At 67.1% G+C, this 22119-nt stretch carries 18 protein-coding genes; 9 read left to right on the forward strand and 9 right to left on the reverse strand.

The window, feature by feature from the left end; all coding sequences use genetic code 11:
• Positions 1-701: 701 nt before the first annotated feature.
• On the reverse strand, positions 702-2366 hold the full coding sequence (locus ACQR1L_RS29930; RefSeq protein WP_434861512.1) for a thiamine pyrophosphate-binding protein: 1665 nt from the start codon (positions 2364-2366) through the stop codon (positions 702-704).
• Positions 2367-2517: 151 nt separating this feature from the next.
• Positions 2518-3642, reverse strand: coding sequence for an alkene reductase (locus ACQR1L_RS29935; protein ID WP_434861513.1), 1125 nt, complete (start codon positions 3640-3642; stop codon positions 2518-2520).
• A gap of 246 nt (positions 3643-3888) precedes the next feature.
• On the opposite strand from ACQR1L_RS29935, the gene ACQR1L_RS29940 reads away from it, so the two are divergent.
• Together ACQR1L_RS29940 and ACQR1L_RS29945 are read left to right on the forward strand one after the other, a co-directional pair.
• Complete coding sequence (locus ACQR1L_RS29940) at positions 3889-4743, forward strand: SDR family NAD(P)-dependent oxidoreductase (protein ID WP_434861514.1); 855 nt, start codon at positions 3889-3891, stop codon at positions 4741-4743.
• A 380-nt stretch (positions 4744-5123) separates the two neighbouring features.
• Positions 5124-6728, forward strand: a complete 1605-nt coding sequence (locus tag ACQR1L_RS29945) for a hypothetical protein (protein ID WP_434861515.1) — start codon at positions 5124-5126, stop codon at positions 6726-6728.
• Here ACQR1L_RS29945 and ACQR1L_RS29950 read toward each other — a convergent pair.
• The 4 genes from ACQR1L_RS29950 to ACQR1L_RS29965 all read right to left on the reverse strand — a co-directional run bounded on the left by ACQR1L_RS29950 (position 6664) and on the right by ACQR1L_RS29965 (position 10377).
• Positions 6664-7920: a hypothetical protein gene (locus ACQR1L_RS29950; protein WP_434861613.1), complete on the reverse strand. Its 1257-nt coding sequence runs from the start codon at positions 7918-7920 to the stop codon at positions 6664-6666. The genes ACQR1L_RS29945 and ACQR1L_RS29950 overlap by 65 nt on opposite strands.
• A complete protein-coding gene (locus tag ACQR1L_RS29955) occupies positions 7920-8924 on the reverse strand; it encodes a hypothetical protein (RefSeq protein ID WP_434861516.1) in 1005 nt (334 codons plus the stop codon). Before ACQR1L_RS29955 ends, ACQR1L_RS29950 begins: the two co-directional genes overlap by 1 nt.
• A gap of 421 nt (positions 8925-9345) precedes the next feature.
• Positions 9346-9621 (reverse strand): YiaA/YiaB family inner membrane protein, encoded by a 276-nt coding sequence (locus ACQR1L_RS29960; RefSeq protein WP_009029394.1) that lies wholly within the window; start codon positions 9619-9621, stop codon positions 9346-9348.
• A gap of 57 nt (positions 9622-9678) precedes the next feature.
• Positions 9679-10377 (reverse strand): PspA/IM30 family protein, encoded by a 699-nt coding sequence (locus ACQR1L_RS29965; RefSeq protein ID WP_434861517.1) that lies wholly within the window; start codon positions 10375-10377, stop codon positions 9679-9681.
• A gap of 103 nt (positions 10378-10480) precedes the next feature.
• Here ACQR1L_RS29965 and ACQR1L_RS29970 point away from each other — a divergent pair, with 103 nt between their 5' ends.
• The gene (locus ACQR1L_RS29970; protein ID WP_434861518.1) at positions 10481-11098 is read left to right on the forward strand and encodes a TetR/AcrR family transcriptional regulator; all 618 of its coding nucleotides are present in this window, start codon (positions 10481-10483) and stop codon (positions 11096-11098) included.
• A gap of 61 nt (positions 11099-11159) precedes the next feature.
• Here the strand turns inward: ACQR1L_RS29970 and ACQR1L_RS29975 are convergent, their stop codons facing one another.
• Positions 11160-11810, reverse strand: a complete 651-nt coding sequence (locus tag ACQR1L_RS29975) for a hypothetical protein (RefSeq protein ID WP_434861519.1) — start codon at positions 11808-11810, stop codon at positions 11160-11162.
• A gap of 108 nt (positions 11811-11918) precedes the next feature.
• Between ACQR1L_RS29975 and ACQR1L_RS29980 the strand changes: the two genes are divergently transcribed.
• The 4 genes from ACQR1L_RS29980 to ACQR1L_RS29995 all read left to right on the forward strand — a co-directional run bounded on the left by ACQR1L_RS29980 (position 11919) and on the right by ACQR1L_RS29995 (position 16341).
• A complete protein-coding gene (locus ACQR1L_RS29980; RefSeq protein WP_434861520.1) occupies positions 11919-13058 on the forward strand; it encodes a helix-turn-helix domain-containing protein in 1140 nt (379 codons plus the stop codon).
• A 94-nt stretch (positions 13059-13152) separates the two neighbouring features.
• Positions 13153-14400 carry an acyltransferase family protein gene (locus tag ACQR1L_RS29985; protein ID WP_434861521.1) on the forward strand — a complete coding sequence of 416 codons (1248 nt, stop codon included), beginning with the start codon at positions 13153-13155 and terminating at the stop codon, positions 14398-14400.
• A 144-nt stretch (positions 14401-14544) separates the two neighbouring features.
• Positions 14545-15999, forward strand: a complete 1455-nt coding sequence (gene hydA / locus ACQR1L_RS29990) for a dihydropyrimidinase (RefSeq protein ID WP_434861522.1) — start codon at positions 14545-14547, stop codon at positions 15997-15999.
• A gap of 72 nt (positions 16000-16071) precedes the next feature.
• Entirely contained in the window at positions 16072-16341 is a 270-nt protein-coding gene (locus tag ACQR1L_RS29995) for a hypothetical protein (protein WP_434861523.1), read from the forward strand.
• Between the two features lie 24 nt (positions 16342-16365).
• Here ACQR1L_RS29995 and galE read toward each other — a convergent pair whose 3' ends face one another.
• On the reverse strand, positions 16366-17361 hold the full coding sequence (gene galE, locus ACQR1L_RS30000; protein WP_434861524.1) for a UDP-glucose 4-epimerase GalE: 996 nt from the start codon (positions 17359-17361) through the stop codon (positions 16366-16368).
• A 295-nt stretch (positions 17362-17656) separates the two neighbouring features.
• On the opposite strand from galE, the gene ACQR1L_RS30005 reads away from it, so the two are divergent.
• Positions 17657-18790, forward strand: a complete 1134-nt coding sequence (locus ACQR1L_RS30005; RefSeq protein ID WP_434861525.1) for an HlyD family secretion protein — start codon at positions 17657-17659, stop codon at positions 18788-18790.
• Positions 18777-20426: an MFS transporter gene (locus tag ACQR1L_RS30010; RefSeq protein ID WP_434861526.1), complete on the forward strand. Its 1650-nt coding sequence runs from the start codon at positions 18777-18779 to the stop codon at positions 20424-20426. Before ACQR1L_RS30005 ends, ACQR1L_RS30010 begins: the two co-directional genes overlap by 14 nt.
• A gap of 212 nt (positions 20427-20638) precedes the next feature.
• On the opposite strand, the gene ACQR1L_RS30015 is transcribed toward ACQR1L_RS30010, so the two are convergent.
• A complete protein-coding gene (locus ACQR1L_RS30015; RefSeq protein ID WP_434861527.1) occupies positions 20639-22114 on the reverse strand; it encodes a M81 family metallopeptidase in 1476 nt (491 codons plus the stop codon).
• Positions 22115-22119: the final 5 nt, after the last annotated feature.

Raw genomic sequence — 22119 nt, forward strand, 5'->3', positions numbered from 1 at the left:
GCACACGCGCCCTTGTTCTCGCGGTGCGAATCGCGCACCCGAGCTTGTCGCCGTGAACGCCCTCACGAGACGAAGGGCGCGGGGAATGCCGGGTGCTGGCCGCAACCCATGGCCCGCCTGCAGAAAGAGTAGCAGGCGGCAGTCACCACAGGTTCAGCCGGTCATCCGGCATTCCCCGCGCGACGGTTTTCACGCGTATAGCGCGCTCTCCCCGGTGTCCGGCTTGATAGCCACCGTCGTCGGCGGGATCATCGCCCGCGACTTGGCACCAGCGTCGGGGTGCCAGGACCACACGCCTTTGCGTCCGCCAGATGCCGTTCGTCCGCGCGGGCTTCCCCACGCTGCGGCATGCCGACAGCCGTCGCACCCCACCTCGCGTGTCGTGACGATCGCGATGCGCCCCTCCGTATCGAGGCGGGATTTCGGAAATAAAGCATATATTCGGGTATTCGTAAAGTAAATTCTTCCCGTGAGCCTCAAGCACGACTTCTGCTCCTCACCCTGAGGAGCCCGCCGCAGGCGGGCGTCTCGAAGGGCGAGGCCACTACTCGGGCCTCATGGTTCGAGACGCGCCGCGAGCGGCGCTCCTCACCATGAGGAGAAACTCCGAGGCCGTTATGGCGCGAGGAGCTCTCACCAAACCGATCCGTCAGCCCGCTCCTCCCGCGATCGACGAACTCATCGGAGGAACCACGGCGCTCTCAATTCACCGCATTGCTGACCATCACCTCGATCAGCTTGGTGCCGGGGCGCCGGAAGGCCTCCGACAACACGGGCTTCAGCTCGCGCGGATCGCTAACGCGCAGCGCCTCGCAGCCGAGCGACCGTGCCAGCCCGGCGAAGTCCACCTGGGGATCGACGAAGTCCATGCCGATGTAGTTGTCGTCGCCGTGGAACGACAGCAGGCGCTGCTTGATGATGCGGTAGCCGCCATTGTTGACGATGACGACCGACAGCGGCAGCTTGTGGTGGGCGGCGGTCCACAGCGCCTGGATCGAGTACATCGCGCTGCCGTCGCCGGAGTAGCACACCACGGGACGGTCGGGATTGGCGAGGCTGACGCCGACCGAGGCCGGCAGGCCCCAGCCGATGCCGCCGGAGGCGAGGCCGTGATAATTGTAGCGGTCGCGATACGGCCACAGCGCCGTCATGTAGCGCGCCGAGGTGAGGCCTTCGTCGACCAGGATGCCGTGCTCGGGCATTGCCTGGGCGACCTGCAGCGCCAGATAATCGGGATCGATCGGCGTCTTGTCGCGGGCCGTCTCGATCTGCGCCGTGAGCGTTTGGCGCCGCGCGCTCCAGTTCTTCGACGACAGCTCCGCGATGCGCGCCTGTGCCGCGGCCTGTAGCGGCCCGCCGCCAAGCTCGCGCAGCAGCGGCGTCAACTGGAGAAGTGTTTCGCGGACATCAGCCTTAAGCGCGATCTCCGCGCCGAAGTTCTTGCCCAGCTCCCAATCGACCAGGCCGATCTGGATGATCGGCAGGCCATCGGGCAGCGGCTCGATCTCGCTGTGCACGGACATCCGCAAGGGGTCGGCGCCGAGCACGATCAGGAGATCATGCGGCGCGAGCAGATCGCGCACCTGTTTCTGGGCGCGCGACAGCGAGCCGATGTAGCAGGGATGCTCGGAGAGGAAATGCGAGCCATAGGGCGCGGACTGCTGATGCACGGGCGCGCCCAGCGCAGAGGCGAAATCGGCAGCGGCCTGCAGCGCATCGCTCTTGACGATCTCGTCACCGGTGATGATCACCGGCCGCTGCGATTTGAGGATACGCTGCGCGAGCGCCCGCAGCGCGTCGGCAGAGGGCTGCACGCGCGCATCGACACGGGTCGAGCGGCCGAGCTCGATGCCGGCTTCCGCGTTGAGGATGTCGCCGGGCAGCGAGATGAACACCGGGCCGGTCGGCGGCGTGGCTGCAACCTTCGCGGCCCGCCTGACGATGCGCGGCAGGTCTTCCAGACGCGTCACCTCCACCGCCCATTTCACCAGCGGCTCGGCCATGCGCACCAGCGGACCATAAAGCAGCGGCTCCATCAGGCCGTGACCCTGCTCCTGCTGGCCGGCGGTCAGGATCATCGGCGTGCCCGTGAACTGCGCGTTGTAGAGCGATCCCATCGCATTGCCGAGGCCGGGCGCGACATGGACGTTGCAGGCGACAAGCCGTCCCGAGGCGCGGCTGAAGCCGTCGGCGATCGCCACCACCAGGCTCTCCTGCATCGCCATGACGTAGGTCAGATCGGGATGATCCTTCAGCGCGTGCATGACCGGCAGCTCGGTGGTGCCGGGATTGCCGAACAGATGCGTGATGCCCTCGTCCTTGAGCAGCGCGAGAAAGGCCGAGCGTCCGGTGGTGCGGTTTTTCATCAGGTGTCCTCCGAGCAACGCAGCCTCAGTCTGAGTGCAAGCTCTTTCCCCGTCATTGCGAGCGGAGCGAAGCAATCCAGGGGCGGCGCGCGCGACTCTGGATTGCTTCGTCGCTTCGCTCCTCGCAATGACGGTGGAGAGAGCGCCGGCGCTACGCGTTCACCGTCGCGTCATACGCCGGATAATCCGTGTAGCCCTTCTCCTCGCCGCCATAGAAGGTCGGGCGGTTGTACGGCGTCAGCGGCCAGCCGTGCTGCAGGCGGGCCGGCAGGTCCGGATTACTGATAAAGTAGCGGCCGAAGGCGATGGCATCGGCCTGGCCGCCGGCCACGGCGGCCTCCGCCGGCTGGCCGGTGAAGCCGCCGGCGCCGATCAGCACGCCCTTCCAGACCGGACGGAACAGCGCAATCGCCGACGGCACGTTCTGCCAATTGACGTCGGCGCGGCCGGCGCCGGAGGAGCGCGGCTCGATCAGGTGCAGATAGGCGATGCCGAGCCTGTTCAGCGCTTCGATCGCATAGGTGTAGAGTGGCATCGGCTCGGCCTCGCCGGAGCCGTTGGCGATGCCATAGGGCGACAGCCGCACGCCGACCTTGTCGGCGCCGCAGGCCGCGATCACGGCCTCGGTGACTTCCAGCAGGAAGCGGCAGCGGTTCTCGATGGAGCCGCCATAGCGGTCGGTGCGCTGGTTGCTGCGGGTCTGCAGGAACTGCTCGATCAGATAGCCATTGGCGCCGTGCACCTCGACGCCGTCGAATCCGGCCGCCATCGCGTTGCGCGCGGCCTGGCCATAGGCCGCGACGAGAGCCGGAATCTCGTCGGTCTCCAGCGCGCGCGGCGTCTCATAGGCGGCGCCCTTCCCTTCCGCCGTCATCGCCTTGAGATCGTCGCCGATCGCGATCGCCGACGGCGCCACCGGCAGCGCGCCGCCCGGCTGGAACGACGAATGCGACACGCGGCCGACGTGCCAGAGCTGCAGGAAGATGACCCCGCCCTTGGCGTGGACGGCGTCGACGACCTGCTTCCAGCCGGCGACCTGCGCATCGCTATAGATGCCGGGCACGTTCGGGCTGCCGGTGCCGGTCGGCAGCACCGGCGAGGCCTCGGCGATGATGAGGCCGCCCGGGGTCGCGCGCTGCGCATAATATTCGACGTTGAGCGGGCGCGGCGCGAGCGTCTCCCTGGCGGCGCGCATGCGCGTCAAGGGTGCCATCACGACGCGATGCTTGAGATGATATGGACCGATCGTCAGCGGCGAAAACAGCGCAGGCAGCATTTCTCCCCCAGAGAATGTCGTTATGTTGTCGGTTGAGGTCATCTTGTTCGCAAAACATGACGGTGGCAATGTCGGCGCGACCTCCGCATGAGCAGATCCTCCATGCCGAAAACGGACGCCGTGCAACCGCGGGCCATCGCTCGCGTTGCAGCCGCGAAGACCTGTCATGCCGCGCGCCGGATGATCTTGCGGCCGCGTCCGGACGTCATAGACAGATGTTTTCTCGTCCAGCCGGAGAAATACGCCGTGCCCCACCCTGCTCTGTCAGCCGATCACACCGCCGTCGTCACCGGAGGCGCCTCCGGCATCGGCCTCGCCGCCGCCATCCGCTTCGCCGAGCGCGGCCTGAACGTCTGCATCGCCGATGTCGACGAAGCCCGGCTGAACGAGGCGGCCGCCAAGGTCGGCGCCGCCGCGACACGCGGCGAGGCCGCGGTGATGACCGCCAAGACAGATGTAAGCAGCCGCGACAGCGTGGCCGCGCTGGAGGCGGCGGTGCGCGCGCGCTTCGGCCGCGTCGACGTGCTGATGAACAATGCCGGCATCCAGCCGGGCAGCAAGATGTTCGGGCCGGAGGACAATTGGCAGCGCATTCTCGGCGTCAACCTGTGGGGCATCATCCACGGCTCGCAAATGTTCGCGCCCAACATGATCGCACAAGGCAAGCCCGCTCTCATCATCAACACCGGCTCCAAGCAGGGCATCACGACGCCGCCCGGCGATCCCGCCTACAACGTCTCCAAGGCCGGCGTGAAGGCGTTCACCGAGGCGCTGCAGCACGAGTTGCGCAACACGCCGGACTGCCAGGTGACGGCGCATCTGTTCATTCCCGGCTTCGTGTTCACGCCGCTCACCGCCAATGGCCGCGTCGAGAAGCCCGCCGGCGCATGGACGCCGGAGCAGACCGTCGATTTCATGCTGGAGCGCGTCTCCGCCGGTGACTTCTACGTGCTGTGTCCCGACAATGACGTGCCGCGTTCGCTCGACGAGCGGCGCATCCTGTGGGCCGCCGGCGACATCGTCGAGAACCGGCCGCCGCTGTCACGCTGGCATGCGGACTATGCCGACGCATTTGCGACGTTCCTGAAGACATCGCCATGATCCGGTCACGCCGCGGCTGTGGCGCGTCGTCACCACACGGCGACGTGCCGGTTCCCGGCGCGTCGGATCGTCGCAATCGGCTTCCCGCAACGGCCATCATCGCGCGAATGACGGCGTCGAATGTGTGCGCAACTCGCTGAATCGCGGCGGGCACCGCGCCCGACCGCTCAGCGAGACATTCGCCGTCAAGCGATGAGACGCCGCAGTTGCATCGGTCGCACGGCACGACAATCTGACGCAGACGCATTCCACAATCCCTGCGCGAAGCCGCCACGAAGCAGGCGTCAGATCGGCGCCATCGCCGCACCCGCGTCAGCCGCAGCAAATCGCGCGCCGGCGAACGCGTTGGGGGGGGCGCAGCATTGGGGAGACCATCGGACATGACGCGCCATCACCGTCACCATCACGACAGTCACCACGATCATCATCATCACAACCATCACCACCACCATCATCACAATCATCATTGCCAGCCGGCGCCGCCGCCGTGCCCCACGCCTCCCACTCCGACTCCGCCGACACCAACGCCGCCCACCCCCACGCCGCCGACGCCGGCACTCGGCTTTGCCGACCTCGGCATCGTCTTCAACGACGCGACGCGCTTCCTGGAAGGCGGGCTGTGGCGCAACGTGGTCGAGGAAGGCGGCCAGGGGCTGGGCAGCATCTACAACTACACCGGCGACCTCACCGTGATTCAGGACGGGCTGAAGGCGATGGTCGCGGCCGGCCAGTTCAACGGCCAGGCGCTCGCCAGCGTCAACAAGATCCTCGCCGACATCACGATCGCGCAGGATGCCGCGATGGCCTCGGTGACCGGCGGCGGCGCGTTCGGCAGCATCGCCGCCGCAGAGACCGCGCTGCGCAACGCGCATCTCGACATTCTCAACGTCGTCAACAACGATCCGACGCTGGCCGGCAAGACCACCAATGCCGACGGCGCCACCGGCTTCCTGCAGGTGCCGCAGCTTCTGCCGGACGGCGTCACGGCTGCGACCGCGCCGAAGGGCACGCTGGCCGAGCTCGGGCTGATTTTCAACGATGCCGCCAACCGGCTGCTCGGCGGGGTCAACGACAGCAATGTCGAACTCATCCAGAACGATGTCGACGCGCTGATCGCCGGCCTCAACGCGCTGGTCGCGGCCAACCCGCTGCAGTTCGGCGGACTCACCGGCGTCCACGCGCTCGCGATCATCGATCAGCTCGCGCTGGTCAATACCCACATCAACGGCGCGGCGGGGAATGTCGACATCGGCCGGGCGCTGAACGACGACTTCCTCGATATCATCGACATCGTCGCCGGCGACACCAACCTCGCCAACATGGCGCAGCAGAACGGCCTCAACGGCTGGACCCAGTTCGGCGACTTCCTCAATCCGACGCCGGCCTATCAGGACAACCAGGCGCAGACCGATTTCTGGGCCATGTTCATCGCGCAGTCGAACGCGCTGGGCAAGGCCGCGATCGCAGCCGTCAATGCCGGCGACGCCGCCGCGATGGCCAAGGTCACCGCCGACCTGATGACGTTCAAGAAGGACGTCACCGATTTCGATGCGGCGCAGGGCGGCATCTTCCAGGCCCGCTTCGACAACGAGTTGCTCGGCGACCAGAGCACGCTCGGCGCGGAGATCGCCAAGATCCTCGAAGGCTTCCAGACCGGCAACAAGGCGCTGGTGGCGGCCGCCGCCGACCAGATGCACCAGAACGCGGCCGATGTCGGCGGCAACAACATCCCGGTGAATGGCGGCGCCTATGACGTCAACGGCACCACCGTCGCGCAGGTGCTGGCGACGACCGGCGGCGGCAACGCCAGCGCGGCCGCCGTGCTCGCGGAGATCATGGCCCAGCCGGCCGCGAACGTGATCATGCTGCCGGGCGCCGCGTCCTCACACGGCGCCGCGACGACCGTCCCGGAGGCGCCAGTCATCGACCTGCCCCAGGTGGACATGTCGCAGCATCAGCACGCCCATCATCACATGTGGGCGTAGCCGCCTCAGGCGCCTGCACCAGCAGGCGCCTGACCAGTGCGAGCGCGGTTTCGGTGGCCGGATCGGCCGCGATCACGGAGACCGCGAGCACGATGAGATCGACCGGCTGATGCGACAGCACGATCACATGCGTCGCATGCCGCGCCGTCATCAGCGCGACCATGCGCTCGACGGAAGGGTCGCTCGCTGCCAGGCCCCATGAGGCGTCGGCCCGCCGCAGCACGCGGCGGGAGGCGAGAAAGTCGCGCAGCAGCGGCGGATCGTAGGCGACGAGCTCCGGCTCGCGATAGCGTCGCGCGCTCTCGAAGATCGGCTGGCGGGTGAGCTCGGCGATCAGCTCATCGCGCGTCGCCGCGGTGGCGGCGCCGATCGAATCGAGCACGCCGGGCTGCCGCGCTTCGAGCATCGCGCGCAACGCATCTCCCAACAGGCCGATCGTCAGCACGCCCGCGATCGCCACCGCGCAGAAGCGCGTCAGTTGCGCAACATCGACGTCAGGCGACAACGCGGCTGCGGCGGCGCCGAGCACGGCCGCGCCTGAGAGTCGCAGCAAGGTCAGCCACAGGCCCTGGCGCTGCGCCTCGGCGCTGGCGCCCGCGATCAGGATCGCGGTGACCGCAAGCAGCGCGCCGAGCGCGCCGAGCCGCACCGGCATGTCCGGCGCGAGCACGCGGAAATCGGTGACGATGAAGGGAATGACGATCAGCGCGCCGGAGGCGACGCGATCGATGGCGCGGTTCTCCCAGGCAAGCAGGTTGCCGCGGTCGCGGCGGAGCAGCAGCCAGGCGCAGATCGCAAAGCCCGCGAGCTGAAACGCCGACAGCACCGCCGTATGGTGGTTCTCGAACGCGACCGGACCGAGCGCTCCGGCCAGCGCGAGCACGACGCCGCCGAGCAGCGCGGCCGTTTTCAGTCCGCGATGCGCATGCCGGCGCAGCAGGCCCTCGGTGACGACGAGCGCGCCGAGCGGGATCAGCGCCGCCGGGATCAGCGAGATGCGGTCGAGCGTGGCGTTGTCGGTCCACCAGGCGAGGCCGCGCAGCAGGAACAGCGTGGCGACCAGCGCCAGCAAGGCGACCAGCCGCGCGGTCAGCGGCCCCCTGGGGTCGCGCCGGTGCAGCATCGCGGCGGCGACGGCAAGGCCGATTGCGCCGCAGAGATTGACGACGGAGTCGGCGACGACGCCCGGCATCATTGCGCGGCCTCGCTCGACGGAACGCGCGGGCGCAAGGTGCCGAACGGCCTTGTGTCATCGAGCCAATGCAGCAGCGGCAGGATCATCCGCTGCAGCGCCAGCACGGCCGAGGTTGCCAGCAGCGCCGGCAGCGAGCCCGAGGGAATTGCGCGCAGCAGATAGCGGCGGGCGGCGGCGAGATCGATGCGGCCGAGCTGCAGCAGGTCATCGCCCCTGGCGTAGTCCAGCTCGCGCGCGCAGAAGCCGTTGTAGACGTCGTCGCGATGCTTCGGCGCCTCGTCATAGGTCTTCTTCAGCGCATCCGAGCCGCCGGTATAGGCATCGGTAATGACGAAGCGGGTCTCGTCGAAACCGGCCTCGCGGCCGACGCCGAACACAGCGCGATGCGCAGCCATGATGCCGCGCGCGAGTTCGAGATGCGCGAAGCTCGCGCGCGCCTGCGGCTGCGGCGAGGGATAGACGTCGGAGAAGGTCTCGCAGACCATGCCGGCCACCGCCGGCACCTGCGTGACGTTGGAGATCCATTTCGGCCGCAGACCGTCGCGGATGAACAGCAGCAGCGTGGTCAGGCCGTAGAGCACGCCGGACAGTCCCTTGCCGCGCGCGTCGGGATCGACCATCACGAGCCCGAGATGAATGACCTCCTGCGTCTCGCCGTCGCGCGCGACCTGCATCACCGCCAGCGCGTTGAAGGCGATGGGCCGGCCGGTCGAGGCATCGGAGACGAGCGTGATGATCGCGCGCGCGAGCGCCTCGCGTTGTCCCGAGAAGATGCCGTAGGTGAGATCGCCTGCCGGCAGCGTCTTGCCGGCGATGGCGCGGAGATCGGCGACGAGGGCAGCCAGCGCCGCATCGTCCAGGGTCGTGCCGGGACTTTCGACGATCCGCGTACGCAGATCCGCATGCGTGCGCAGCGACAGGTCGATCGCCTCCTGGCCCAGCGCGGTGAGCCAGAAGCCGAGGCTGTCACGAATACGCCTTGCGGCTGCGACGACGTTCATTCCCCTCATCCGCCCGGCGAATCGGCAGACCGCCCGCCCGCCGTTGATAGGCCGAGCCGCGTTAATGTATGGCCATGACGCGCAGCGGAGCCTCTGTCACGGTAAACGCAGCTTGAACGATGGTCATCGCGGCAAAGTCTGCCCGCGTGGCTGCCCCTCACCCCAACCCTCTCCCCGTAAGAACGGGGAGAGGGAGCAGACTGCCGCCGTGGCGCTGGCCTTGGCCTATCAGTGCCAGCTATATCGACCACATTCCTGCGCGGAGAAAAATCCAACGTGCTGACGCCAGCTGTGAGCGCAACCTCGTCGCTCCGGGTCGGATGCGCTCCCTCTCCCCGTTCTTCACGGGGAGAGGGTTGGGGTGAGGGGCCACCCCGCGCACCGGCCTCTCTTGGAGTGAGAAGGGAGGAAGGGCTACGCCTCACGCCGCCTTCGACACCTCCATCAGCAGGCGCTCGGCGCGGGCGTCCTCGATGCGGTTGACGAGCTTGCTGCTCTCGTGGCGGTCGCGCAGCGTCTTGGTCAGGGTGACGCAGGTCTGCACCAGCATGACGATGCCCATCGTCAGATAGCCCTTCATCCAGAGATCGATCGGCATGAAGAACACGCCGATCGCAACGAGGAAGGCGGAGGCAGCGAACGAAACGTAGGAGAATGTGACGAAGGCACCGCTGTGGGGCTGGGCGTTCTGGTTCATGATCGGCTCCTGTGACATGAGTTGGATGGATGCGTTAAGATGGGTCGTTCAAGGACATCAGTTTGCCGGGACGTTGCGGCCGGCCTTCAGCCGCGCCAGCACGTCGTCGGCGGTGGTCTTGATGCGCGGGCCGAATCCCTGCTCGGCGAGCTTCTCGGCCGTGGTGATCGGGCCTGTGGCCGCGTCGAGCTCCATCAGCGCCTCGTCGGCGGCCTGCGCCTCCATCTGCCGCTCGCGTAGCCGCTTCAAGGTCGCCTCCGCTTCCGGCAGCGTGCATTCGTAGGGACGCGCCGCCTCGATGCCGCCGCGACGCAGGTTGCGCACGGCCTCCGAAGCGCGGGCGATGCGGCGGCCGCGATCGAGCTCGGCGATGCGGGCTTCAGCACCGGCGACGTGTTTCTTCAGCCGGCTGATCTCGGTGGCGAACAGCGCCCGCGCGGTCTTGGCGGCATCGCGCTCGGCCTCGAGCCCTGCGATCGCCTGCGCGGCCTCCCGCGCCAGATCCTCGCGGCCGCCGTAGAGCGCGGCGGTGGCGCGCACTTCGAGATCGGTGATCCGGGCCAAGGTGGCCTCCAGCCGCCTGCCCTCCTGCTGGTCCTGCGCGATGGCGAGCGCCAGCGCGCGCTTGCTGCGCTCGACGGCCGCGGCCGCATCGCGCATCTGCTGATCCAGGATCACCAGCGCGGTCCGGTCCTGCAGCTCCTCCTCCGCGACGGCGACGGTGCCCCGAAACAGCGTCAGAACGGTCTTGAACATTGTCAGCTCCCTGTTATGAGCATCGCTCATGTGATTTCTTCTAACGTAAACCTGAGCGTTGCTCAAGAATTATTTTGAGCGTCGCTCAAGATTTTGGTAAACAATGTCTAAAACCCTGGAAAGACGTGCGAAACAGCGCGATGCCCTAATCGAGTCGGCCGAGCGGATGATCAAGACGAGGGGGCTGGCGGGCCTCAAGACGCGCGATCTCGCCCAGGAGATCGGTGTCGCCAACGGCGCCGTCTACAACCTCGTCGCCGATGTCGACGAGCTGGTGCTGATGGTCGGCTCACGCACTTTGGCACGGCTCGATGCAGAGCTGTCGGCCGCCGAGAGCGCCGGCCCGTCCGGCCCCGAGGCGGCGCTGGAGCGGATCGCGGTGGCCTATTGCGACTTCGCCGCCCACAATCTCGAACTCTGGCGCGCGCTGTTCGAACATCGCATGGCGCCCGACAAGCCGCTGCCGGACTGGGCCGTCGCCGATCAGATGCATCTTTTCCGTCACATCCACCAGCCGCTGGCGGCATTGTTTCCGCAGCGCTCGTTCGACGACATCAGCGTGATCGCGCGCAGTCTGTTTTCGGCGGTCCACGGCATGGTCGCGCTCGGTCTCGAGCAGAAGCTGATCGCCGTGCCGCTGGCGCTGCTGCGCCAGCAGATCGCGGCGATGGTGAAAGCGATGGTGACGGGACTGGTGGCGGCGGACAACGCGGCTCGATGAACAGCCCATGGCGACCTCACGGGGCACCGGCAGCACGGCTGTCGGCATGACGCTTAGCGGTTCAGGGCGCCTGGATCTTTGCTCCCCGACGACGATCTCGAACGCCAGATTTCTTGGCACTTGCGCTTTCCTTGGTGAGGTCGCTGCGCAGAATTGCATCGCTGATGTCCGCGCCGGCAATCATCATGCGGTTCGTCGCGAAACCGCCCCCGAGCATGTTGCCGCCCCGGACGACGAAGCAAACGTCTTCCGGCTTGTTGCGCAAGTCCCATGAAAACGGCGGGGACTGCCCGGGGATGGGTTCAAAAAGCCTCTTGAAGGCAACATCGACATAGAAGTGATAGGCGTAGACCGACGCACCCGATGACGGAATGTCCCGATCGTCATCGATGTTGCCAAATTCGTCGTACACATACGCTCCCATCAAATTCTTGGTTTCGTCAGCGGTAAAGCTTCCCTCGAGACAGACACCGCCGTGTACGCCAACATGAAAGCCGGCCCTCTTATAACCTCGCAGATCGACATCGGAGGATAGCGTCACCCTGATCATCGGCCGCGGCCGATCGCCCATCACACCAACATCGGCTTTGTCCCGCTCACCGACGACCTCGATTGCTTCGACTTTGAAGTCGTCCAAACCGGCCGGAGCCAGCCGGAGCATCGACAACAGCACGGTGAGGGCAAGGGCGAACACCTTCGCTCCAGAGTTCATGATCCTTCTCTTTCTGCTCGAACAGCCTTCGGCAGCGCGCCACCTGGGACTGTTCGCCCCAAGGGCGATATGCCATGATCGCCCAGCTCAGAGTGGAATGCGATAGACGTGCAAGACATCGGTCTCACGGCGTTCGATCTCGGACTGCGCGGCGCGGCGAGTGGACTGTTCACGATGATGGTCCTCGTGTTGATCAGGCTGCGTCCGGGCAATTGCCAGGCCGTGCTCGGCCTTGCGATGTCCGCGGGTGGCGCCGGTTTCGCCGTCGCCACTGCACCTTTCATTCCGGTCTCGACCTTCTGGTGGACCCTGCCGATCCTCTCGGCGCAACCGGTCGTGTTCTGGCTGTGGGCGCGCGCCGCCTTCGATGACGACTTTGCGCTGAAGCCGTGGCACGGCGCGGTCTGGCTTGCCGTGATCATCCTCGGCTTCACGGCGTCCCTGAGCTGGCCGATGTGGCCTGTGGTCACCAAGATCTGCGCCAAGGGCCTGTCCGTGGTGGCGGTCGCGTTTTCTCTGCTCGCGCTGATGCAGACCGTGACCACCTGGCGCGACGACCTGATCGCGCGGCGGCGGCTGCTGCGCATGGCCGTGCTGGTCCTGAACCTCAGTTTCATCATCTTCGTCGCCGGGCCGGCGCTGCTGCCGATTCCCGGACAGGTGCTCGGCATGGCGGCCAATACGGGCGGACTCGGCAGCTTCATCAGCGCGCTGACGCTGTGCACGCTTGCGATGCTCGCCAGCTGGACTCTGTTCGGAGCGAACGCGGCGGCGGCGCTGCCGAGCCCCGCCATGCTGGCTGCTGCAGGCGCCGATGAGCCGCAGGGAACGCACATCACCGCCGGCGAACGCCCTGCCGTGGCGCCCCTGCTGCTGCGCCGGCTCGACCAGCTCATGACGGTGGAGCGCATCTATCGCAGGGAGGGTCTCTCGATTGGAGGCCTCGCGGCCGAGCTCAACGTGCCGGAATATCGGCTGCGGCAGGCAATCAACGAAGGCCTCGGCTATCGCAACTTCAACGCCTTCCTGAACCGCTACCGGCTCGACGACGCCAAGGCCGCGCTCGCAGATCCGAGCCAGCGCGAGGTGCCGGTGCTGACCATCGCGATCGACGCCGGATTCCAGTCGATCGGGCCGTTCAACCGCGCCTTCAAGACTGCGACCGGCATGACGCCGACGGAATTCCGCCGCCAGGCGCTGGCAGGAGGCGCGGAGGCACCACCCGATTTTGAGAATTCGGCAAGGTGATTGAAGAATTCGGCTGGCCGAATCCGGGATGCGGCCAACGCGACATGGCGCGCGGGCGCAGAAATGGCCCCGTCCCTCTTTCCCTGAGAACGTCATGACCAACGTCATCTCTCCCTCCTCCGAACGGCTGCATGCGCTCGATGCGGTCAGGGCCTATGCGCTGCTGCTCGGCATCGTGCTGCACGCGGCGACGTCGTTCCTGCCGCTCGGCCCGCACCGGTTCTGGTTCATCGAAGACACCCATACGAGTGCCGTTCTCGGCGTCGTCACCTTCGTCATCCACATCTTCCGGATGACGACCTTCTTCCTGATGGCCGGCTTCTTCGCCCGCATGAGCCTGCACCGCCGCGGGGCGGCGGGGTTCGTCAAGGACCGCCTGCTGCGGATCGCGCTGCCGCTGGTGGTCGCCTGGCCGCTCGTGATGATGCCGATGGCCGCTCTGGTGGTGTGGGCCAGCCACTTTCCCAACGGCGGGCCGACGCCGGGCATGGGCGGCTGGCCGCCGGTGCTGCCGCGCTTTCCGCTGACGCATCTGTGGTTTCTCTACATGCTGATCGAGCTGTACGCCGCGGCCCTGCTGTTGCGGTGGATCGTGCTCGCGGTCGACGCCGACGGACGGCTGCGCGCGGTGCTGGACCGCCTGTTCGCGCTGATCATGCACAGCCGGCTCGCGCCCGCGATTCTGGCATTGCCGATCCTGATCGCGCTCAGTCTCGATCCGACCTGGATCGGCTTCATCGGCGTGCGCACGCCCGACCAGTCGCTGATCACCCCCAGCCAGGCCTGGATCGGATTCGGCAGTGCCTTAGCTGTCGGCTGGCTGCTGCATCGGCAGATCGCGCTGCTGCGGCTCATGGAGCAACGCTGGCTGTCCAACACGCTCGCTGCCGCGATCCTGATCGCGCTCAGCTTCATGCTGGCGTTCTCGGTGATGCAGGTCTCAACCCGCGTCTGGAGTGCTCCGGTCGATCTCGCCACGCTCAGACTCGCGGGCGCGATCGCCTACGCGCTGGCGATCTGGACCACGACCTTCGCCGCGATCGGCCTGGCGCTACGCTTCCTGGCCGGCTTCAGCCATACGCGGCGCTATCTCGCCGATGCCTCCTATTGGCTCTACATCATCCACATGCCCATCGTGATGGCGCTGCAGCTTTTGGTCTCGCAGCTCGATTGGCCATGGCCGGTCAAGTTCGCGCTCATTCTGCTGATCGCGCTTCCTCTCATGCTGGCGAGCTATCACCTGCTGGTGCGGAATACTATCATCGGCCGGATCCTGAACGGCAGGACGGTCAAACCACGCCCCAAGCAGCTCCCGGTCGCCGGCCGCGCCGTGACCAACTGACGACATCAGCTGCGCGTCGTCTGCCCTGGGTAAGGCGCTGCTCTGGTCAAAATTTGATCAGGCGGTTTCACGCGCCCGCGCTAGATTCGACCGTGGCGGCAGGTGGATGCCGCCTCAGGCGATGACAAGTGCGGGGGCGAAGCGATGTCACTGTTCATCCGCGGCGGCACGGTGGTGAACCACGATCATTCCCGGCGCGCCGATGTCCTGATCCAGGGCGGCACCATTCTCGCGGTGGGCACTGCAATCGAGCCGCCGCTGTCGGCCGAGGTGATCGATGCCGACGGCTGCTACGTGCTGCCTGGCGGGATCGATCCGCACACCCATCTCGAGCTCGGCTTCATGGGCACCGTGTCGGCCGACGATTTCGAATGGGGCACCAAGGCCGGACTCGCCGGCGGCACCACGATGGTGGTGGACTTCTGCATCCCCGATCCCGGCCAGTCGATGCTGGCGGCCTATCAGGACTGGCGGCGCAAGTCGGAAAAGGCGGCGGCCGACTACGGTTTCCACATGGCGGTGACCTCCTGGTCGAAGCAGGTTTTCGACGAGATGGAGATCGTGGTCCAGACCTACGGCATCAACACCTTCAAGCATTTCATGGCCTACAAGGGCGCGCTGATGGTCAACGACGACGAGTTGTACAACTCGTTCGCGCGTTGCGCCGCGCTCGGCGCGATGCCGCTGGTCCATGCCGAGAACGGCGACGTCGTGGCGCGGTTGCAGGAGGCGATGCTGGCGCGCGGCATCGACGGGCCGGAGGGCCACGCCTTCTCGCGGCCGCCGGAGGTCGAGGGCGAGGCGACGAGCCGCGCGATCATGATCGCCGACATGACCGGTGCGCCGCTCTATGTCGTGCACACCAGCTGCCGCCAGTCGCATGAGGCGATCGCGCGCGCCCGCGCCGCCGGCCAGCGCGTCTATGGCGAGCCGCTGATCCAGCATCTGCTGCTCGACGACAGCGAGTATCGCGCCGCGGACTGGGACCAGGCCGCGGCCTGCGTGATGTCGCCGCCGTTCCGCGACCGGTCGCATCAGGACAGCCTGTGGGCCGGGCTGCAATCCGGCTCGCTGCAGGTGGTCGCGACCGACCATTGCGCCTTCACGCTCGCGCAGAAGCGGCTCGGCCGCGGCGACTTCCGCAGGATTCCGAACGGCACCGGCGGGCTGGAGGACCGGATGCCGCTGCTGTGGACCGCGGGAGTCGAAACGGGACGCCTGACCAAGGAGGAGTTCGTCGCGGTCACCTCGGCGAACATCGCGCGCATCCTCAACATCTTCCCGCGCAAGGGCGCCGTGATGGCCGGCTCCGACGCCGATCTCGTGGTGTGGGATCCGGCGATGCACAAGACGATCAGCGCGACCCGCCAGGTCAGCCGCATCGACTACAACGTCTTCGAGGGCTTCACCTGCACCGGCGGCCCGGTCGTCACCGTGTCGCGCGGACGGATCGCCTGGCGTGACGGCGAGCTGCGCGCGCAAGCCGGCGACGGCCGCTATGTCGAACGGCCGGCGTTCCCGCCTGTGCATGTCGCCAATTCCACCTGGAAGGAGATCGCCGCGCCGCGCGGCGTCTCACGCGAGATGATCACGCCGTAGACGGCGTCGCGAATCATCTCCGCCGCGGCGGCATTTACCGGGCGGAAACCGTTGCTGTCGTTGAATGCGAGCATGGCACAGTTGCGCATGGAAGTTCGCGATTCGGCCGGCACGCCGCTGCCGGGCTATGGCGACGCATTCTTCGACCTCAGGCTGCCCGGCGATCACTGCCGCGTGGCGCAAAACCTGCTCCGGATGATTCGCGGCGACAACGTCCGCTCACCGGCGCACAGCATCCATTTTTTCCGTGACAGCGTCGAGATCGGCAACTGGTCGGTCGACGACGAGCGCATGGAAAGCCTCATCGACGAGTACGCGCATACGCCGCCAGCGGCGGCGTAGCGTGTCTTCGACTGGCGCCCCTGCTCAGACGATTCGCGGGTGCGCCTTCTGGTGCCAGGCCCAGGCCGATCGGATGACATGGCCGAGGTCGGAGTGGCGCGCCTTGAAGCCGAGCTCCTGCTCGGCGCGCCGGGGATCGGCGACCAGAACCGGCGGATCGCCGGGGCGGCGCTCGCAATAGACCAGCGGCACCTGCTCGCCGGTCTCCTGGCGGATCGCATCGACGATCTCGCGCACCGAATAGCCGCTGCCGGTCCCGAGATTGTAGGCGCCGCCAGTGTGTCCCTCCAGCAGCCGTCCGATCGCCGCGATATGGGCCGCGGCGAGGTCGTCGACATGGATGTAGTCGCGCACCGCGGTGCCATCCGGCGTCTCGTAGTCGGTGCCGAAGATCGCGAAATCCGGGACATGGCCGAGGATCGCCATCAGGGCGCGCGGGATGAGGTGGGTCTCGGGATCGCGCAGTTCGCCGATCACGCCTGAGGCGTCGGCGCCGCAGGCGTTGAAATAGCGCAGCGCCGTGGCGGAGAAGCCGTAGGCGGCGCGGTAGTCCGACAGGATCTGCTCGATGATGAATTTCGAGCGGCCGTAGGGATTGACCGTCGGCCCGGCCGCACTCTCCGGGATCGGCTCACGTCCGGCATTGCCATAGACCGCGCCCGTGGAGGAGAACACCAGCCGCGTACAGCCGGCCTCGCGCATGCCCTGCAGCAGGCCGAGCGTGCCCGCGACATTGTTGAGATAATATTTCTGCGGATCGGCCACGGACTCGCCGACGGCGCTCCAGGCCGCGAAGTGCATCACGGCCCGCACGTCATATTGCCGGATGGTGCTCGCCACCTTGATGCTGTCGGCGATGTCGCCGACCACCAGCGGCCCCCATTTCACGAAGCTACGGTGCCCCGTCGTCAGATTGTCGTAAACGATCGGCGTGAAACCCGCCTCGGCAACCGCCTTGCTGCAATGAGCCCCGATATAGCCGGCCCCGCCGGCAATCAGGATCGTACCCTTGTTCCCCATAATTCCCCTGAATTCTCGATATCAGCGCAGCCATGCCTGCGGCCGGCGCGAAATATCGCCAGAGTAGGCTAAGCCGCAGCCCACACCAAGTCCGGGTTGAACTGTCTTCCTCCGGGAACGGGAACCCGGTGATGCGAGTTGCCATCGCCGCCCCGGCGCAAGTTCCATGGGGCGGGAATGGCTGTTCCAGCGTCCGCGCGCATCCCCCATACCCCAGAGTACAGGTAGCGCGGATCGCAGAATGCGGTAGCTGTAGTCTGGCTCGATCCATGTCGGGAGCTGCAGGAGGCGTGTCTTGAGTGAACCAGCGAGCCAAGTCGATACGGCGCCACGCGCGGCATCGGCGCCACCGCCCTCGCCTGCCCCTGCGCCCGGGCTGTGGGCACGGCTCGGCATTCCGCTGCTGGCCGTGCTGGTCGCGCTGGCGTTCGTCGCGCTCGCCACCTCGCGCTGGAATGCCTGGACCGGCAACGCCACGACGCAGACCACCAACGACGCCTATGTCCGCGCCGACATGACCCAGCTCTCCAGCCGGGTCGCCGGCGAGGTGCTCAAGGTCGCCGTCAGCGATTTCCAGCGGGTCAAGGCCGGCGACCTCCTGATCCAGATCGATCCGGCCGACTACGAGGCGCAGGTCGCGCAGGCCGAGGCCAATGTCGAAGCCGCCCAGGCGGCGCTCGACAATCTGAGCAACCAGGTCGAGCTGCAATACGCGACCATTGCGCAGGCCGAAGCGCAGCAGGTGTCGGCCGGCGCCGCCGAGGTGCAGGCCCGCCAGGAGGAAGAGCGCCAGCAATCGTTGTCGCAGAGCGAGGCCGGCACCAAGCAGCGGCTGGAGCAGGCCACCGCCGCCTATGCCAAGGCGCAGGCCGATGTGCGCGCCAGCCGCGCCGTCATCGCCGCCCAGCGTCATCAGCTCGAAGTGCTCACCGGCACCAAGAAACAACGCGGCGCCGATCTGGCCGGCGCCAAGGCCGCGCTGGCCGCGGCGCGGCTCAAGCTCGGCTACACCAGGATCACCGCGCCGTTCGACGGCGTCGTCGGCCAGCGCCAGGTGCAGACCGGCGACTACGTCAATATCGGCAGCAGCCTGATCGCGGTGGTGCCGCTGCCCCAGGTGTTCGTGATCGCCAACTACAAGGAGACGCAGCTCACGCATGTCGCCCCCGGCCAGCCGGTCGACGTCACCGTCGATTCCTTCCCGGGCGAGACGCTCCACGGCCGCGTCGAGCGCATCGCGCCGGCCTCCGGCTCGCAATTCGCGCTGCTGCCGCCCGACAACGCCACCGGCAATTTCACCAAGGTCGTGCAGCGAATTCCCGTGCGCATCGCACTCGATGCCGACCAGAAGCTGCTGAGCCGGTTGCTGCCGGGCATGTCGGTCGTGACCCACATCCGCACCACGGGCGCGGCCGATGGCGCCAAGTGAGAGCATCCGTGAGGGTATCCGTGCGAGCGATCGCGGACCGCTGTCGCAGGGCGGCCAGGCGGCGCATCCGCTGTTCGCCGTCGGCGCCGTGCTGCTCGGCTCGTTCCTGGCGAATTTCGACAGCCGCCTGACATCGGTCGGCCTGCCCGACCTGCGCGGCGCGTTCGCGCTCGGCTTCGACCAGGGCGCGTGGCTCTCGACCGCGGCGATCGGCTCGCAGATCTTCATCGCTCCGGCCGTGGCCTGGCTCGCGACCGTGTTCGGCCTGCGCCGCGTGCTCGGCATTCCCAGCCTGATCTATGCGGTGGTGTCGCTGATCATTCCGTTCGTGCGCGACTACCCGACCCTGATCACGCTTGCGATCATCCACGGCATGCTGCTCGGCACCTTCGTGCCGGCGACCTTGATGATCATCTTCCGCAACCTGCCGATCCGCTGGTGGCTGCCGGCGATCTCGATCTACTCCATCCGCGTCGGCTTCGCGCTGGACACCTCGACCTCGCTGGTCGGCTTCTATGTCGAGCATCTCGGCTGGCAATGGATGTACTGGCAGGGCGTGGTGCTGGCGCCGCTGATGGCGGCGATGGTCTATCTCGGCACGCCCGCCGAGCCGGTCAATCGCACGCTGCTTCGCAATGCCGACTGGGGCGGCATGCTGCTGCTCGGCAGCGCCGTGTCGATGATCTATGCCGGTCTCGACCAGGGCAACCGGCTCGACTGGCTGCAATCCGGCACGGTCGTTGCGCTGCTTGCCGGCGGCGCCGTGCTGTTCGTTCTCTTCCTCGTCAACGAGGCCCTCAGCCCGCAGCCCTGGGCGCATTTCAACGTGCTGTTCTCGCGCAACATCGGGCTCTCGCTGACGGTCATCCTGCTGTACACGCTGACCAGCCTCTCCAACGCATCGCTGGTGCCGAACTTCCTGGCCACGATCACCCAGTTGCGCCCCGAGCAGAGCGGCTCGCTGCTGCTGATCTATGGCGCGCTGCCGCTGATCGTGCTGGTGCCGCTGTCGATCTGGCTGCTGCGTCATGTCGATGCGCGCCTCGTCGTCGTCCTCGGGTTCAGCGCCTTCGCGGCGGCCAATCTGTGGGGCACCCAGCTCACCCATGCCTGGGCGCGCGAGGACTTCATCGGCATCGTCATGCTGCAGTCGATCGGGCAGGCGCTGACCCTGCTGCCGATCATCATCATGGCGCTGTCGAATTCGGATCCGGCGCGCGCGACGTCGTTCGCGGCCTACATCCAGATCATGCGGCTCGGCGGCGCCGAGATCGGCGTTGCGCTGATGGGGACGTGGCTGCGCGTGCGCGAGCAGGTGCATTCGGCCTATCTCGGCCTCAACATCCAGAGCGGCGACGTTGACGTCGCCCGCGCGCTGCAGCGGCTGACCGGCTATTTCACCAGCCACGGCGCCGCACAGGCCAAGGCGCGCGCCGTCGGCACGCTGGCGGGCCAGGTGCAGCGCGAGGCCAATGTGCTGGCTTATCTCGATGCGTTCTGGCTGTGCTTCTGGCTCGCGATCGCCGCGCTGCTGCTCGTCGCCTTGATCACGCGCGCGCCGCCGGGGCCGTTCTCGCCGACGCCGATCGGTTTGCGAGCAGCGTGGATGCGGCGGTTCGGATCGTCGGCGACGTGAGCCTTGCCGCGCGCTGAGCTTAACGTTTTGAAGTGAAGACAAGCCGCGCGAGACGAACGCTCGCGCTGGATGTTGCGTGTCTGCTCAGAGCACCACGACATCTAGCCGTGAACAGATCTCAAACCGCGAGTCGCGGCTGATTCGGACGCGGTTCGTTCCAGCCGCGTTCCGAACGTTAACAGCATCGCGCTACGCCGTCGCATTCTGGGACATCATGCGCGCGAGGATTGCGGCAGCTCATCCAGCGGCCATTTCGGACGCTTGATCTTGGCGTACGGCAATTTCGTCACGTCGCGCGCGACCACGCCGGGCGCATCGACCATGATGATGTCGGCCGCGATCGGGGCGAACGAGGCGCGGAAATGCTGCGCGGACTTCACCACGACGAGCTTGCGCGTGGAGGGATCGCAGCCGAGCTGGGTGAAGAAGTCCTTCCCGAACGCCTGGCAGCGGAACGTCGTGATCACGACCTCGACGCCATTGCACGCGATCAGCGCGCAATCGCCGAGCTTGGCCGGCGTGCCGGCGAGCCCGGTCATCACCATGTTCTCCTTCAGCGCCTTGACCTCCCAGGTCGCATCGACCGGCTCGCCGGACAGCGGGCCGATCTTGCCGCCGATGCGCAAGGGAAGCTTGGCGCCGATTCCGGCATCGAAGGCGATGCGCACCGCGATCGGGTCCCACATCGGGCCGACGCAGACGTTCTCGATCTTCCGCTCGAGCACGCGGCGCAGGATGAAGGTGGAATCGCCGGGCGCGCCGCCGCCGGGATTGTCGCTGGCATCGCCCAGCACGATGGTGCCGTCCTTGGCGAGCGCCTGGTCGAGCGCGGCATCGACGCCGGGCATGCGCTCGGTCACGGCGTCGCGCATGCCGATCAGCTCGTCCGCGAGCTTGCGCGCCAGCCCTTGCGCCTTCGCGCTATCGGGATCGACGGCCGCGTCGCTATAGACCAGCACCTTGGTGCCCATCGCCGGCGTATCGCCCCAGCCGAAGCCGTGTACGATCGAGGCCGAGACGATGCCGTCCTTGCCTTCCATCGCGGTGATGCGGTCGACGAAGCTGCGGACCGGCTCGCGCGTGGTGTGCAGGGTCACGATCATGTCGGTGTCGACCAGCGCCTTGCGCAGCTTGAGCCGCTTCTCGGCCAGCTCGGTGCAATGCTTCACCAGATCCTGCGCGCGCTCGAGGATGTCGGTGTGCGGATATTCCTTCCAGCAGATCAGGAGATCGGCGCTGTCCACCATCAGCTCGCTCATGTGGACATGCGGATCGAGCGTCGCGCCGATCACCACGTCGGGGCCTGTGATCTCGCGGATCCGAGACAGCAGCTCGCCCTCGCAATCGTCATAGCCGTCAGCGATCATCGCGCCGTGCAGGCCGATCAGCGCCATGTCAATCGGCAAGGCGGCCTTGAGGTCGGCGAGGATCTGGTCGCGCAAGGTCTCGAACGCCGCGCGGGTGACGAGCCCGTTCGGCACGGCGGCTGCGACGAGCCCCTCGATCAGCGTCCATCCTTTGAACGGCCCGACCTGCCGCGCGGCCCACAGCGGCCCGCCATGCATCTGCATCTTGTCGGGGTGCTGCCCTGCCGGAAAGTACGCGCGCTCGTGAAAGGTCCCGAGTCCCGTCGGCATCGGCGCAAAGGTGTTGGTCTCGGTAGCGAGGGCGGCGGAGAAGACACGCATGAAGA

Source organism: Bradyrhizobium sp. HKCCYLR20261 (assembly GCF_051168435.1).
Lineage (GTDB): Bacteria > Pseudomonadota > Alphaproteobacteria > Rhizobiales > Xanthobacteraceae > Bradyrhizobium.

Bases quoted from the DNA above. Each gene is read 5' to 3' on its own strand.
- ACQR1L_RS29930 (WP_434861512.1), bottom strand. From the start codon at position 2,366: ATGAAAAACCGCACCACCGGACGCTCGGCCTTTCTCGCGCTGCTCAAG.
- galE (WP_434861524.1), bottom strand. From the start codon at position 17,361: ATGGGGAACAAGGGTACGATCCTGATTGCCGGCGGGGCCGGCTATATC.
- ACQR1L_RS29970 (WP_434861518.1), top strand. From the start codon at position 10,481: ATGTCTAAAACCCTGGAAAGACGTGCGAAACAGCGCGATGCCCTAATC.
- ACQR1L_RS29965 (WP_434861517.1), bottom strand. From the start codon at position 10,377: ATGTTCAAGACCGTTCTGACGCTGTTTCGGGGCACCGTCGCCGTCGCG.
- hydA (WP_434861522.1), top strand. From the start codon at position 14,545: ATGTCACTGTTCATCCGCGGCGGCACGGTGGTGAACCACGATCATTCC.
- ACQR1L_RS29935 (WP_434861513.1), bottom strand. From the start codon at position 3,642: ATGCTGCCTGCGCTGTTTTCGCCGCTGACGATCGGTCCATATCATCTC.
- ACQR1L_RS29955 (WP_434861516.1), bottom strand. From the start codon at position 8,924: ATGAACGTCGTCGCAGCCGCAAGGCGTATTCGTGACAGCCTCGGCTTC.
- ACQR1L_RS30015 (WP_434861527.1), bottom strand. From the start codon at position 22,114: ATGCGTGTCTTCTCCGCCGCCCTCGCTACCGAGACCAACACCTTTGCG.
- ACQR1L_RS29975 (WP_434861519.1), bottom strand. From the start codon at position 11,810: ATGAACTCTGGAGCGAAGGTGTTCGCCCTTGCCCTCACCGTGCTGTTG.
- ACQR1L_RS29950 (WP_434861613.1), bottom strand. From the start codon at position 7,920: ATGCCGGGCGTCGTCGCCGACTCCGTCGTCAATCTCTGCGGCGCAATC.
- ACQR1L_RS30010 (WP_434861526.1), top strand. From the start codon at position 18,777: ATGGCGCCAAGTGAGAGCATCCGTGAGGGTATCCGTGCGAGCGATCGC.
- ACQR1L_RS29945 (WP_434861515.1), top strand. From the start codon at position 5,124: ATGACGCGCCATCACCGTCACCATCACGACAGTCACCACGATCATCAT.
- ACQR1L_RS29960 (WP_009029394.1), bottom strand. From the start codon at position 9,621: ATGAACCAGAACGCCCAGCCCCACAGCGGTGCCTTCGTCACATTCTCC.
- ACQR1L_RS29995 (WP_434861523.1), top strand. From the start codon at position 16,072: ATGGCACAGTTGCGCATGGAAGTTCGCGATTCGGCCGGCACGCCGCTG.
- ACQR1L_RS29985 (WP_434861521.1), top strand. From the start codon at position 13,153: ATGACCAACGTCATCTCTCCCTCCTCCGAACGGCTGCATGCGCTCGAT.